We start from the raw sequence: 14613 nt of genomic DNA on the forward strand, positions 1-14613 counted from the left end.
TTACTCCATGTCTTCGTGCCACTTGTCGCCCTTGTCGGCGAGCAGCGCTGCAGATTTCTCCGGACCGTAAGACCCGGCGCTGTAAGTCTGCATCGGCACCTTGTTCTCGCTCCAGGCCTTGAGCACAGGCTCGGCCCAGCGCCATGCCGCTTCAACTTCGTCACGGCGAATGAACAGAACCGGATTCCCACGCACCGCGTCAAGCAGAAGGCGCTCATACGAGTCCGGGAAGGGGAGGCCGCCTTCCATGCGGATTGTCGTGTCGAGATCTGCCGTACGCAGTGTATAGGCGTCCAGAGCTGGGTTCTTGACGTTCAGCTGTAGCTCAACACCCTCGTTCGGCTGAATGCGAATAACCAGTCGGTTTCCCGGTGGCGTCGCACCAAACAACGCTGTCGGCGCAGCACGGAAGCGAATAACGATCTCGCTAACTTTGCGTGCAGAGCGCTTGGCCGTCCGGATATAGAAAGGAACGCCTTTCCAGCGTGGGGTATCAACCCAGGCACGCACTGCGGCGTATGTTTCCGTGTTGCTCGGCTGTCCCAGCTCTTCCAGATAGCCTGGAACGCTCTGGCCACCGACAACGCCAGCAGTGTACTGCGCGCGGACGGTCTCAGAAGCGACAGTCTCATCCGTAATCGGGCGGAGTGCGTTCAGCACGGCCAGCTTGGCATTACGGACGGTATCGGCTTCCAGGGAATCAGGCGCTTCCATCGCGACCAGACACAACACCTGCAGGAGATGATTCTGGATCATGTCCCGCATGGCGCCTGACGTGTCGTAGTAGGATGCGCGACCTTCAACCCCGACGGTTTCAGCAGCCGTGATCTGAACGCTCTCGATCTGCTCGGCAGACCAGACGGCGTTCATGATCGGATTGGCAAAGCGAAGAGCCAAAACGTTCTGGACCGTCTCTTTCCCGAGATAATGGTCAATACGATAGACCTGATTCTCAGGGAAATACTGGCCCACGCCGTCATTGATGGCGGTTGCAGTCGCCATATCCGTGCCGATCGGCTTTTCCAGCACGACGCGCGAATGCGGCGATACGAGATTGTGGCTGTGAAGATTTTCGCAAATTCTCCCGTACAGCTGAGGCGCCGTCGCGAAGTAATAAACGCGGATCCGGTCAGCCGGGGCTTCGGAGAGAATGGAGGACAGGGCGCTCCATTCACTGTCGGCCTTCGTGCCATCAAGTGTGACGTAGTGTAAAAGCCCGAGAAAACGGTCTACGAGGACCGGAGATCGGACATCATCGGGAATGAAGCGTTCCAGCGCCTCTTTGGCGCGGGCAACATAGCCGTCCCGGTCGATATCCGTACGGGCGGTACCAATGATGCGGGCATCGTCTGGTATCTGTCCCATGCGGAGACGGTTATAAAGCGCAGGCAGAAGCTTGCGCATTGTGAGATCGCCGGTGGCGCCAAAGATAACATAGTCGAATGGTTCGACTTGCTGGACGTGTTCCATGGGTGCTCTCTGACCTCTCGAACCCGGATTGTCGGGGGAAAAGGGTTTAGGGTTCAGGCCTTTGCAGGCAGGGTCTAGTTCCGCTCTGGGGGGCTTTATGTCAAGGGAACGGGCATGCACGACATCGGGAGGAGGCATCACGGAAACGCGTGCGTTCCCTAAATGTGCACATAATTCCGTTGACCTCCCAAGCCTTGGCGCGATAAGCCGCGCGGCTGGTGTCGCATCTCTGCGATGCCCCGGACTTATGCCTGAAAAAGGAAAATGAACATGGACGCAGAAAGCAAAATCGAAGGCGCCGCAACGGGTGGCATTGCTGCTGACCGCCTGCGCTCCATCATTGAGCGGGTCGAGCGTCTGGAGGAAGAACGCAAGGCTCTGGCGGGTGACATCAAGGATATTTTCTCTGAAGCAAAGTCTGCCGGTTTTGACGTGAAGGTGATCAAGCAGATCATCAAGCTGCGCAAGCAGGAGCCTGCGGAAGTGGAAGAGCAGGAAACGCTTCTTGATATTTATCGCCGCGCTCTTGGCATGTAATCCGGCGTCTCCGGATCGAACCCGCATTGTCTGGCTCTCTTAATATCCGGACCGGAGCATGATGCCCGATATTTCATGGTTGCCCGCATGGGCATTGATGTCTCTGCTGATCATTGTCGGCCTGTTCGCGCTGGCTCTGGTCTGCATGCCGTTTGCCGTTTTCGGTGTTAAGCCACGGTTGCAGGAACTCGAGTTCCAGATTGGAGAACTGCGTGCAGAGCTTCAATCACTGTCCCTGCGTCTGACGGCCCCGCCATCAGACCGGATGGTTGCTGCCGGGCGGCCTGCTGACGAGGAGAGCCGGACTGCCGGTGTTCGTGCGCCCGTTCAGAAAACGCCCTCCGTTGAGCGCGCACCTTCGGAGCCAGCAGATTATTTTGAGCCTGCCGCTGTCGTGCGCGCTGAGGGACCCTCCTATGAGGACGGCCCGTTGGTGGCTGACCCTGATGCTCTGCGCAGAGTAGCCAAGAAGCCTGAGGCCTCTAAAAAAAGCTGGTCCCGCGCTCCTTGGGAGGGTGAGCAGACGCGACAGAGCGCTGCGCGGGAGCGGGAAGAGCTTGCCCCTCGGTCTGTATCTACTCGAAATGACGATGATGAGGCTTTTAGAGCCCGTGCGGAGCCGAAGCTCCGGTGGCCTCCAAGAGGCTAGACACAAATTTGTGCTGGAAAGGCTTTAGTGCTGATCCAGCACAAGATCATCCCGATGAATCAGAACATCGCGACCACGATAGCCTAAAAGCTGCTCCATTTCCTCGGAGCGATGGCCGATAAGCTTCGTGCACTCTTTAGCTGTGTAGGACGCCAGGCCGCGACCCAGCACATCTCCCTGCTCATCTTTGATCAGCACCAGATCTCCGCGCTCAAAGTGCCCGTCAATCGCGGTAACGCCGGCGGGCAGGAGTGACGCGCCTACAATCAGGGCATTTCGCGCTCCCGCGTCAACCACAAGAGCTCCCTTGGGATGCAGGCTGCTTCCGATCCAACGTTTGCGAGCAGAGCCGGTATCCGTCTGGGGAAGGAACCAGGTGCACAAACCACCATCCAGGAGCTTCTGAATGGGATTCTGTGCCTGTCCTGCCGCAATAACCATGGATGCGCCTGCACGGTTGGCAATGCGGGCTGCCATAAGTTTCGTGCGCATTCCACCAGACGAATAGCCAGGTGGAGGCTCGCCTCCCATCGCCATGATGTCGTCCGTCACTTGCTCAATGACCGGAATATGACGCGCCGCTGGATCCGTGCGCGGGTCTGCCGTGTAAAGACCGTCAATGTCGGAAAGGAGGACAAGACAGTCCGCTTCAATCATCTGGGCCACACGAGCACCTAGGCGATCATTGTCACCAAAGCGGATTTCCGAGGTGGCGATGGCATCATTTTCATTGATGACGGGAATGCAGCCCAAGTCCAGCAGTGTCTGGAGTGTGGCGCGAGCATTCAGATGGCGCTCACGGCTTTCTGTATCGTCGGGCGTGAGAAGTAACTGCCCGGCGACAAGTCCATGCTGGGCGAGGGCATCACTCCAGCCCTGAGCAAGACCAATCTGCCCGACAGTAGCAAGCGCCTGCTTCTCGTCGAGGCGCAGGCGGCGGTTCATCAGGCCCAGTTGATGTCTTGCAAGTGAAATTGCCCCTGAGGATACGACAACAACTTCTGTGCCCGCTTTCTTAAGGCTGGCGATGTCTTCACAGACACTGCGCAGCCAATCGGCCCGCAGCGCTGCCTGTGCGCCATCAACAAGAAGAGCGCTTCCAACCTTGATAACAATCCGGCGCGCCTGCGCCAGTTGAGGGGCAGGGGCCTTGGCGGTCATGCCAGCTTACTTTCCTTCGCTGCATTAACACGATCCTGAAGGAGCCGGAGCAACTCGGGCAGGCCTTCGCCTGTCACGCCGGAGAGTGTCAGCACTTCTGCGCCAGATGCTTTTGCAAGAGCCCGTTTTTTGGCTGACTTCTGTTCGGCGGTCAGAGAATCGCACTTGTTGAGCACAATGATCTCAGGCTTGGCGGCCAGAACCGGATCATACGCTTCAAGTTCATTCCGGATCAGACGCCAGTGCTTTACGATCTGCGATTCTGTTCCATCAATCAGATGAAGCAGCGTCGCACAGCGCTCGACATGGCCCAGGAAGCGATCGCCGAGGCCTGCGCCTTCGCTTGCGCCTTCGATCAGTCCCGGAATATCCGCAATTACGAATTCTTCCGTCGTATTCAGGCGTACGACACCAAGCTGCGGATGCAGAGTGGTAAACGGGTAGTCTGCAATCTTCGGTCGTGCGCGGGATGCTACGGAAAGAAGCGTAGATTTGCCTGCATTCGGAAGGCCAACCAGGCCCACATCCGCAATGAGTTTCAGGCGAAGCCAGACCCAGCGCTCTTCACCCGGCCAACCCTTGTCGGCACGGCGTGGCGCACGATTGGTGCTGGTCTTGTAATGGGCATTGCCTCTGCCACCATCACCGCCGCGGCACAGGAGGATCTCCTTGCCGTCTTCGTCCAGATCCGCAAGGAGTGTCTCGCGGTCTTCATCGAAGATCTGCGTGCCGACGGGCACATTGATGATAACGTTTTCCGCAGCTGCGCCAGTTCTATCGGAACCTGCGCCGTTGCCGCCTTTACGGGCCTTGAAATGCTGTGTGTATCGGAAGTCGATCAGCGTATTGAGGGCAGGGACGGCGCGGAAAAGAACATCGCCACCACGCCCGCCATTGCCACCGTCAGGGCCACCGAATTCGACGTACTTTTCCCGACGGAAGGCGATCACGCCGTCACCGCCATCGCCGGAACGTACATAGATCTTGGCCTGGTCGAGAAATTTCATCGTATTATCCGCAACATATGAAAAAGGCCGGCCCTTGGGAGGACCGGCCCTTCCGCTCGCGCTTGGGGCGCGGTGACTTACTCGGCGGCTTCCGGCAGCGCCACGGAAACGTGGACGCGGCCTTCGGCGCGACGCTGGAACTTCACATGTCCGTCCACAAGGGCGAACAGTGTGTGATCGCGACCAATGCCGACATTGCTGCCAGCCTTCATCTTGGTTCCACGCTGACGGACAATGATGTTGCCTGCCAGAACGCTCTCGCCGCCGAACTTCTTGACGCCGAGACGGCGACCGGCGCTATCGCGCCCGTTACGACTGGAACCGCCTGCCTTTTTTTGTGCCATGGCTGTGTATCCTTCCTAGTGCGGCTTCAGGCCGCGTTGATCGCGTCGATGCGCAGCACGGTAACGTGCTGGCGGTGGCCATTCTTACGACGGCTGTTCTGACGGCGACGCTTCTTGAAGATGATGACCTTGGCCAGACGATCCTGTGCGACCACGGTGGCCGTCACGGTTGCGCCAGCAACCAGCGGCGCGCCAACGGTCACGCTGCCTTCGCTGCCGACCATCAGGACGTCGGAGAAGGTCACGGTGCTACCGGCTTCAGCCTCAAGCTTTTCAACCTTCAGGATGCTCTCAGGAGCAACACGGTACTGTTTTCCGCCTGTGCGGATGACTGCAAACATTCTGGAAACTCTCGCTGTTCCGATCTCTTGGCCGCTTTTGCCGGGGTATTCCCGGTCTGGCGCAGCCCAGTCGCTTCTTATCGTTGGTTCCTGACCGACCACATGGGACGGCTAGAACAGGCGGGTCGATACAAGGAGACAGCCTTCCAGTCAATCAAAAACAGCAAATTGTGAGTAGGTCATGCCATACTTTAATTAGGGAAAGAGTGGTGGCTCCCTCTTGCATTATGCTGAAAAGCCAGTCATAAGCCGCGCCATCGATCAGGTCTGCTTCTGTAGGCCGTACGGAGAGGTGCCAGAGTGGTCGATTGGGGCGGTCTCGAAAACCGTTGTGCCTTCGCGGGTACCGTGGGTTCGAATCCCACCCTCTCCGCCATATAAATCAAAAATTTCCAGATTTTCCAGAGAGTTACCTGATTTATCAAAATCTATCCCACCTTGGGTCCCATCTTAAAAAATGCGTCATCGTGCGGCGCCCGGACGCGATATGCGTCGTCCTGTAAATTTATCGACGCGACCTGCTGACTGAAATCCTGTCATTCCCCGAGGCATCCAGATAATCTGAGGCCGAGACTGAAGCAGCACTCCGCAAAAATTCGCTCAGAAATATCTTGAAATCGTCGCCCGTGTTCAGCTAACGTTCTCTTGTTTGTTGACACTAAAGTATAGAAGACTTCTTACAGGGGAAGTGCACTACCTGCTTCTGATCGAAGCAGCAATTTTGCAGAATCCTGAACGCCCAAAAAACCAAACGAACCACGGTGTCATCGTTAGTTCCGCAAGGGACATGTTTGGACGGGCGTATCATGGACTCTATATTGGCGAGTCGTCTTTCGGATGACTTTTTTATAAGCCGTCGCGAAGCCGCGACACGGCTCTGTGTCTCTCTCTCTCTCAACAATTGATCGGTATGTCGCCGCTGGGGTTCTGCAGCGCTACAAGATCGGACCGCGTCGGAGGCTCTTTCGGCTACGCGACGTCGAGCATCTCGTCCGTCGCGACGATGTCGGCTTTCAGGCACCTGCGCCAGTGCGCTTGAGGCCGGATTTCTAGTCATCTCGCCCCTTCAGGGCCAGATCCCCGCAAATCCCGCTTCAATGCTGAAAGTCGCCCCGATGTTTGATGTCGTTGAAACAGAATTTTCTTGGGAAGCTCCCTGGAGCTCTCTTGAAGTCAAAAATGTTGCCCAGGATTTTTTCTACTGGCTTCTCACGAATGTCTTTAGAGGCCCCACGGATGGAACTTATACAGATCCTGATCACCCGCAGGCCAGTTGGTCACTGTTGGACATTTCCAAAGCCATCGAGCGCTCTTTGCCGCGTGATATCGGCGCAAGGTGGTCCCGCGTTTATTTTGAAAGCCCAAATTTCTCGGACAGAAAAATAGATGAAATCATAGAGAGGCTGACACTGCGACAGCCCCATTCGATAACTAGGGGCCCGCACTTTTGGACACAGACAGATGCACTCATGGAATTGCTGTTCGCCCGGACATCCTTCTGGTCTGATGCATTGACACTGGATGACCTTCTTCCGCAGCTGACATCAGGCCGGATGATTCAAGTTTATGACGAATACCGGAAGACAGGTCTGCCACTCAATGTGATTGCAGAACACGTTCTCTTTTATAAAAGACCGATCCGATCCGATGAGCAACGCGATGTTGCTCGCGCTTTGAGGGATCTTGGTTGGACACGGCATCGCACTGCTCAGGCCCGGCTTTGGATAGCACCCCCTGATTTTCCATCGCGAGACCGAAACAAGCCCCGATGGCATCACAGGTGAAGCCCCTTTGAGGCACAGTAAGTTCGCAAGTCCCACTGCACTTTGGAAAGTAGCAGGCTGGCGGCCACCATTGGAGGAGTATCTGACACCCCCAAGTTGTCAGCTATGGGGGGAAGAACGAACCCGCTGCGCGGGATTGGTGCGGTGTGCAGGCTATCACCACGGCGTGAGCGATCTGTTTTGTTTGGAACTCTCCTGATTTGGTCAAGCATTCTGGCTTCTTCCCCCCAGAAGGAGCCGGATGATGACAGAGTCCCTGTGCATTGCTGCAATCAGTCCCCTTCGCCAGCGTCTGCTTGATGACATGGCGGTGCGACGGTTCTCCCGGGAGACGCAGCGCAATTACCTTCGTGATGTTGGCCGTTTCGCCACGTTTCTGGGGCGCTCACCCCATACGGCAACAGCCGAGGATGTGCGCCAGTTTCAGATTGCGCAGAACGCGGCTGGCATGCCGACACCGACCATGAACGCCATCGTGTCCGCGCTGCGGTTTTTCTTCACCCAGACGCTCGACCGCCCCGACCTTGCACGCAGGCTGGTCCGGGTGGCGCAGCCCCGCAACCTGCCCGTCGTGCTGAGCCGCGATGAGGTTGCCCGGTTGCTTAACGCGACCATATGCCTCAAGCATCAGGCCGCCCTGTCGGTTGCCTATGGGGCAGGTCTGCGGGTGGCCGAAGTCGCAGTTCTCAAGATCAGTGATATCGACAGCGAGCGTATGCTGCTCAGGGTCGAGCGGGGCAAAGGGGGACGATATCGCAACGCCATGCTTCCGGCAGATCTTCTGCTCCTGCTACGGGAGTGGTGGAAGGCCGGACGCCAGCAGGGCGTGATGCACCCTCAAGGCTGGCTGTTTCCCGGGCAGGATACCATGAAGCCCATCAGCACACGGCAACTCCATCGCGTGGTTGTCGAGGCAGCACGGGCCGCTGCGATCAGCAGACGTGTGGGGCCTCATACTCTGCGGCACAGCTTTGCCACGCACCTGCTTGAGGATGGTGTCGATGTCCGCGTGATCCAGGTTTTGCTGGGTCATTCCCGTCTGGAGACCACGGCTCTTTATACAAAAGTTGCGACACGGACCGTGCGGGCCGTCATCAGTCCGCTCGACAGGCTGGGCATGCTGACGACCACGCAGGCGAGGCCCGACGGTTGATCCCTGGGCCTCGGTGGGCACCGTCATGTCCGCCTCGCTCGAACTTGGCGATATCTTCAGGGCTGCCGGTCCTGCCTGGCGGGTAGCCCATGCCGGCCGTCTCCCCCTGCAGCAGCTCAAGGTCATGTCGGCGGTCGAACACTGTCGCACGGCAGCCCTTGGTGGCCATGTCGCGGCCTGCGGGGACTGTGGACACTGGCGGATCGCCTATAACAGCTGCCGCAACCGTCACTGTCCGCGCTGTCAGGGAAACGCCGCACGGACATGGCTGGCCGAACGGGAGGCCGATCTCCTGCCGGTCGGGTATTTCCATGTCGTCTTCACCCTGCCGGCGCGGATCGCCGACATCGCGCTCCAGAACAAGGCCGTTCTCTACGCCCTGCTGTTCCAGGTTGCCTCGGAGACGATGATGACGATCGCCGCCGACCCCCGGCATCTGGGCGCGCGCATTGGTATTACCGCCGTTCTGCATAGCTGGGGGTCGGCGCTGACCCACCATCCCCATGTACACATGATCGTACCAGGCGGCGGCCTGTCCCCCGATGGCCAGCGCTGGATTTCATCGCGCCCGGCCTTCCTGCTGCCCGTCCGTGTGCTAGGGAAACTGTTCCGCCGCCTGTTCCTGACCCGGCTGCGCGCACTGTTCGATGCCGACCGGCTGGTCTTTCGGGGGCAGCTTGCCTCTTTGGCAGAGCGTCGTGCCTTTGTGCGATATCTGGCCCCTGTGCGCAGCAGACGCTGGGTCGTCTACGCTAAACCCCCTTTTGCCGGGCCCAAAGCGGTGCTGGCCTACCTGTCGCGCTATACCCACCGTGTCGCCATCTCGAACCGCCGTCTCCTGGCGTTCGATGAAAGAGGCGTGACGTTCCGGTATAAGGATTACCGCCGGGATACCGCGCATCAGCAGCAGGTCATGACACTGGCCACGGATGAGTTCATCCGCCGCTTCATGCTGCATGTTCTGCCACGGGGATTTCATCGTATCCGCCATTATGGCCTTCTGGCCAGTTCCAGCCGCAAGGCCAGCCTCGCCCGAGTGCGGGAACTGCTCAAGGTCATACCAGCGTCAGAAATCCCGGAAGCTGAAACGGTCATGCCACTTCCGTGCCCATGCTGTGGTGGTCCGATGATCGTCATCCAGATCCTTCCCCGATGGTGCCAGCCCCGAGGGCCGCCACGGACAACTGATCCGACCGGAGGATCACCATGACAGCCCGCAGAGACCACAGCATGACCCGATGCCTGTCGGAACCGTCTCGTTCCGGCACACCGACAGACCTGCGCAAAATGCGAAAAAACGGCAGAAAATGGGCACCTGGAACCGATGGTCCTGTCATCATCATCCGTAGGATCCGAGGGAAATGCCCTTTATCGCGTCACGAATGTCTTCACGTGACCCCGCTCTAGGGCGCCTCAGGCCCGCACCAGTTGCAAATTCCCCATAACTGAGTCCCGGTGTCGCGGGTTCGTTCTTCCCAGACTTTCGTACGCCTCGCGGCGCCCGAAACCCTTCAGGGAGAACGAACCCGCTGCGCGGGATTGGTGCGGTGTGCAGGCTATCACCACGGCGTGAGCGATCTGTTTTGTTTGGAACTCTCCTGATTTGGTCAAGCATTCTGGCTTCTTCCCCCCAGAAGGAGCCGGATGATGACAGAGTCCCTGTGCATTGCTGCAATCAGTCCCCTTCGCCAGCGTCTGCTTGATGACATGGCGGTGCGACGGTTCTCCCGGGAGACGCAGCGCAATTACCTTCGTGATGTTGGCCGTTTCGCCACGTTTCTGGGGCGCTCACCCCATACGGCAACAGCCGAGGATGTGCGCCAGTTTCAGATTGCGCAGAACGCGGCTGGCATGCCGACACCGACCATGAACGCCATCGTGTCCGCGCTGCGGTTTTTCTTCACCCAGACGCTCGACCGCCCCGACCTTGCACGCAGGCTGGTCCGGGTGGCGCAGCCCCGCAACCTGCCCGTCGTGCTGAGCCGCGATGAGGTTGCCCGGTTGCTTAACGCGACCATATGCCTCAAGCATCAGGCCGCCCTGTCGGTTGCCTATGGGGCAGGTCTGCGGGTGGCCGAAGTCGCAGTTCTCAAGATCAGTGATATCGACAGCGAGCGTATGCTGCTCAGGGTCGAGCGGGGCAAAGGGGGACGATATCGCAACGCCATGCTTCCGGCAGATCTTCTGCTCCTGCTACGGGAGTGGTGGAAGGCCGGACGCCAGCAGGGCGTGATGCACCCTCAAGGCTGGCTGTTTCCCGGGCAGGATACCATGAAGCCCATCAGCACACGGCAACTCCATCGCGTGGTTGTCGAGGCAGCACGGGCCGCTGCGATCAGCAGACGTGTGGGGCCTCATACTCTGCGGCACAGCTTTGCCACGCACCTGCTTGAGGATGGTGTCGATGTCCGCGTGATCCAGGTTTTGCTGGGTCATTCCCGTCTGGAGACCACGGCTCTTTATACAAAAGTTGCGACACGGACCGTGCGGGCCGTCATCAGTCCGCTCGACAGGCTGGGCATGCTGACGACCACGCAGGCGAGGCCCGACGGTTGATCCCTGGGCCTCGGTGGGCACCGTCATGTCCGCCTCGCTCGAACTTGGCGATATCTTCAGGGCTGCCGGTCCTGCCTGGCGGGTAGCCCATGCCGGCCGTCTCCCCCTGCAGCAGCTCAAGGTCATGTCGGCGGTCGAACACTGTCGCACGGCAGCCCTTGGTGGCCATGTCGCGGCCTGCGGGGACTGTGGACACTGGCGGATCGCCTATAACAGCTGCCGCAACCGTCACTGTCCGCGCTGTCAGGGAAACGCCGCACGGACATGGCTGGCCGAACGGGAGGCCGATCTCCTGCCGGTCGGGTATTTCCATGTCGTCTTCACCCTGCCGGCGCGGATCGCCGACATCGCGCTCCAGAACAAGGCCGTTCTCTACGCCCTGCTGTTCCAGGTTGCCTCGGAGACGATGATGACGATCGCCGCCGACCCCCGGCATCTGGGCGCGCGCATTGGTATTACCGCCGTTCTGCATAGCTGGGGGTCGGCGCTGACCCACCATCCCCATGTACACATGATCGTACCAGGCGGCGGCCTGTCCCCCGATGGCCAGCGCTGGATTTCATCGCGCCCGGCCTTCCTGCTGCCCGTCCGTGTGCTAGGGAAACTGTTCCGCCGCCTGTTCCTGACCCGGCTGCGCGCACTGTTCGATGCCGACCGGCTGGTCTTTCGGGGGCAGCTTGCCTCTTTGGCAGAGCGTCGTGCCTTTGTGCGATATCTGGCCCCTGTGCGCAGCAGACGCTGGGTCGTCTACGCTAAACCCCCTTTTGCCGGGCCCAAAGCGGTGCTGGCCTACCTGTCGCGCTATACCCACCGTGTCGCCATCTCGAACCGCCGTCTCCTGGCGTTCGATGAAAGAGGCGTGACGTTCCGGTATAAGGATTACCGCCGGGATACCGCGCATCAGCAGCAGGTCATGACACTGGCCACGGATGAGTTCATCCGCCGCTTCATGCTGCATGTTCTGCCACGGGGATTTCATCGTATCCGCCATTATGGCCTTCTGGCCAGTTCCAGCCGCAAGGCCAGCCTCGCCCGAGTGCGGGAACTGCTCAAGGTCATACCAGCGTCAGAAATCCCGGAAGCTGAAACGGTCATGCCACTTCCGTGCCCATGCTGTGGTGGTCCGATGATCGTCATCCAGATCCTTCCCCGATGGTGCCAGCCCCGAGGGCCGCCACGGACAACTGATCCGACCGGAGGATCACCATGACAGCCCGCAGAGACCACAGCATGACCCGATGCCTGTCGGAACCGTCTCGTTCCGGCACACCGACAGACCTGCGCAAAATGCGAAAAAACGGCAGAAAATGGGCACCTGGAACCGATGGTCCTGTCATCATCATCCGTAGGATCCGAGGGAAATGCCCTTTATCGCGTCACGAATGTCTTCACGTGACCCCGCTCTAGGGCGCCTCAGGCCCGCACCAGTTGCAAATTCCCCATAACTGAGTCCCGGTGTCGCGGGTTCGTTCTTCCCAGACTTTCGTACGCCTCGCGGCGCCCGAAACCCTTCAGGGAAGCAGAACGACTGCTAACGGGCGACACTAACAGGATAGCCGACATCCATTGCCGCAGCCTTTCTCGAACGTGATCCCCTTGAGAAAGGCCCGGCCGTTTCGACCGCCGTTTCCGATAGAAGAATGGGCTGGCTTAATTGCCATCTCAATCCAACTCAATTCATTCAAGCGCCAGACCTACTCTGCCGTTACGCAGTCATAAGGAGAGCGTCAGTGGGGGGCTTGGGCGGCCTTCTCATATCCGTTTCTTGGGTCTAACAATTTTATGTGATTACAAAAGGGAGGGGGAGACAGAACACACTAATGGAGACTATAAAGTATGTAGTACCAGAACATATATTACATAGAAACTAACTAATATAGGAATGTATATGTTTATTAAAAATAATAACCGAAAGATTATAGGTCTCATAAACATAGCATCGTTTGCGGTTTTTTGTATTATTCTGATACCAGTATCCGCATTTTCTTCTCCCTTGTCCGAGAGCGTAGACCGTTTGCTTGCTTCCGAGAATAAATTCAATCCAGATGAAATGGCACCACTACTATGCGCGGATTATCAAGAGATATCACCGGTTGGTGATTTAGACACTCGTGCTCAGGTATTATCATTCTATGCGCCATCAAATCGCAGTGCTGTTATTTTGGAAAAAACAGTATTAAGTGACACGTCTATCAACGGATTGCCGGTTTTAACGGAACGCCTGCATTACACTTTACGTGACCCCGCTCATATCGGTCGTGAGACAACACTCATTGGAACTTGGATAGGGAAACAGGTGAAAGGCCACATGACAGTATGTCATGCACAATTCACCATATTTCATCCGACGCACGGTCGGATACCTGAAAAACCTACGAGTCCAGATAGAAATTAAAGTTTGCTTGAGCTAGATATCTTTTGCTTCAGAAGAGATGAAAATAACAATCCAGTATATCTTCCAGCTTAAGTCGCATTGACAAAAGATCTATACGATCTGCCTGAGATCTGACTCACTTCCTGCCTGTGGGGTAAGGAGCAGAGAGAACAGGCATGGCACAAGGCGATCTGACGGATCAGGAATGGGCGATAATTGGTCCACTTCTGCCTTCTGAGCGTGGACGTTGGGCGCGCCCGTCCGGAGATAAGCGCCGTTTTCTCAATGGGATGCCCTGCTGCAAACCCTTGTAGACCTTGGCCTGACTGATGACTGGCAGCATATGCTCGACAGCACCGTGGTTCGTGCCCCTTCTCAACCGAGCGCCTCAGACGCCAGATGCGCCACTATCTGCTGAGTTTCCGGTGCAATTCTATCTTTTATAAACCAGACGGCCGATAGGCCGCTCCAGGCATGAATCCATTGTAGGAGTCTGACAGGCTCAACCCCCGCATGTGAGCTGACAATCCTGATCCTACGCTCGAACCTTTGTGGAGAAACAGCGTAGGGCCGTTGTGAATCTGCGAGATCGGGATTCAGAAATAAGGCAGCAAAATCAGCGGCCCGTTCCCCGTAAAGGCCCTTCGGGTCAATCGCACGCCAGCCTCGCGCCCCGAAGTCCAGAACGTTGCCGTGATGGAGGTCTCCGTGCAAGGCGAGCTGCTCTTGTGGATCACTTAACAACCTGTGGGCCTGGCTGGCGCAGTCCTTCAGCCATCCTGCGCTGTGCGAGGACGGTTCGAGTAAGTCAGCAAACCAGCTTTTCAAAGACCGCATTTCTTCTTGCTGTAGTAGTGAAGCTGAGTGCAGAAGTCCCGCTGTCTTACAAAGATTCCGCGTCGCTTCATCGTCTAAACCAGCGTAGACGAGATCGGCGAGAGTACGATCGCTCACCGCTCTTTCAAGAAGAAGAGCATCTCGATCATGTTCCATAACTGCAGCAACACCCTGCCCATCCCACCGCCTCATGAGATGATTGCCGCGACGTTCATCGGGATCAGAAGTCACTTTCAACATAGCCGGAGAGCCATCGCGAGTGACCGGCACCAGGTAGGAGCTTGCTGTCCGAACAGGCGTGCCATCATTAACCAAATGCCATCGTGACATATAAATAGCAGCGGCTGAAGAAATATCCGTATGGTGCTTGGTACCTACCATTCCACGAGCTTACAGCTCT

General features: G+C 57.7%; 13 protein-coding genes and 1 tRNA gene. 8 read left to right on the plus strand and 6 right to left on the minus strand.

The window, feature by feature from the left end:
- Positions 1–1470 (minus strand): glucose-6-phosphate dehydrogenase, encoded by a 1470-nt coding sequence (gene zwf / locus ABDK75_RS05320; protein ID WP_046901381.1) that lies wholly within the window; start codon positions 1468–1470, stop codon positions 1–3.
- Positions 1471–1740: 270 nt separating this feature from the next.
- Here zwf and ABDK75_RS05325 point away from each other — a divergent pair, with 270 nt between their 5' ends.
- Positions 1741–2007 (plus strand): GapR family DNA-binding domain-containing protein, encoded by a 267-nt coding sequence (locus ABDK75_RS05325; protein ID WP_007283547.1) that lies wholly within the window; start codon positions 1741–1743, stop codon positions 2005–2007.
- A 58-nt stretch (positions 2008–2065) separates the two neighbouring features.
- Positions 2066–2656, plus strand: a complete 591-nt coding sequence (locus ABDK75_RS05330) for a hypothetical protein (protein ID WP_346005158.1) — start codon at positions 2066–2068, stop codon at positions 2654–2656.
- Between the two features lie 24 nt (positions 2657–2680).
- On the opposite strand, the gene proB is transcribed toward ABDK75_RS05330, so the two are convergent.
- From proB to rplU, 4 genes are all read right to left on the minus strand, one after another.
- On the minus strand, positions 2681–3817 hold the full coding sequence (gene proB, locus ABDK75_RS05335; RefSeq protein WP_211500644.1) for a glutamate 5-kinase: 1137 nt from the start codon (positions 3815–3817) through the stop codon (positions 2681–2683).
- Positions 3814–4824: a GTPase ObgE gene (obgE, locus tag ABDK75_RS05340; protein WP_064273106.1), complete on the minus strand. Its 1011-nt coding sequence runs from the start codon at positions 4822–4824 to the stop codon at positions 3814–3816. Before obgE ends, proB begins: the two co-directional genes overlap by 4 nt.
- 77 nt (positions 4825–4901) lie before the next feature.
- Positions 4902–5168 (minus strand): 50S ribosomal protein L27, encoded by a 267-nt coding sequence (gene rpmA, locus ABDK75_RS05345; RefSeq protein WP_046901385.1) that lies wholly within the window; start codon positions 5166–5168, stop codon positions 4902–4904.
- A gap of 26 nt (positions 5169–5194) precedes the next feature.
- A complete protein-coding gene (rplU, locus tag ABDK75_RS05350; protein ID WP_046901386.1) occupies positions 5195–5509 on the minus strand; it encodes a 50S ribosomal protein L21 in 315 nt (104 codons plus the stop codon).
- Positions 5510–5795: 286 nt separating this feature from the next.
- Here rplU and ABDK75_RS05355 point away from each other — a divergent pair.
- The 6 genes from ABDK75_RS05355 to ABDK75_RS05380 all read left to right on the plus strand — a co-directional run bounded on the left by ABDK75_RS05355 (position 5796) and on the right by ABDK75_RS05380 (position 13397).
- A tRNA-Ser gene (locus ABDK75_RS05355) sits at positions 5796–5885 on the plus strand.
- Positions 5886–7534: 1649 nt separating this feature from the next.
- Complete coding sequence (locus ABDK75_RS05360) at positions 7535–8446, plus strand: tyrosine-type recombinase/integrase (protein WP_346004483.1); 912 nt, start codon at positions 7535–7537, stop codon at positions 8444–8446.
- 25 nt (positions 8447–8471) lie between these two features.
- Entirely contained in the window at positions 8472–9656 is a 1185-nt protein-coding gene (locus ABDK75_RS05365; RefSeq protein WP_346004482.1) for an IS91 family transposase, read from the plus strand.
- Positions 9657–10090: 434 nt separating this feature from the next.
- Positions 10091–11002 (plus strand): tyrosine-type recombinase/integrase, encoded by a 912-nt coding sequence (locus tag ABDK75_RS05370; protein WP_346004483.1) that lies wholly within the window; start codon positions 10091–10093, stop codon positions 11000–11002.
- A 25-nt stretch (positions 11003–11027) separates the two neighbouring features.
- Positions 11028–12212, plus strand: coding sequence for an IS91 family transposase (locus tag ABDK75_RS05375; RefSeq protein WP_346004482.1), 1185 nt, complete (start codon positions 11028–11030; stop codon positions 12210–12212).
- Between the two features lie 678 nt (positions 12213–12890).
- Positions 12891–13397, plus strand: coding sequence for a hypothetical protein (locus tag ABDK75_RS05380; RefSeq protein WP_346005159.1), 507 nt, complete (start codon positions 12891–12893; stop codon positions 13395–13397).
- Between the two features lie 354 nt (positions 13398–13751).
- Here the strand turns inward: ABDK75_RS05380 and ABDK75_RS05385 are convergent, their stop codons facing one another.
- Entirely contained in the window at positions 13752–14594 is an 843-nt protein-coding gene (locus tag ABDK75_RS05385; RefSeq protein ID WP_346005160.1) for an aminoglycoside phosphotransferase family protein, read from the minus strand.
- Positions 14595–14613: the final 19 nt, after the last annotated feature.

The sequence above is a fragment of the Gluconobacter sp. OJA genome (assembly GCF_039638325.1).
GTDB lineage: Bacteria > Pseudomonadota > Alphaproteobacteria > Acetobacterales > Acetobacteraceae > Gluconobacter > Gluconobacter cerinus.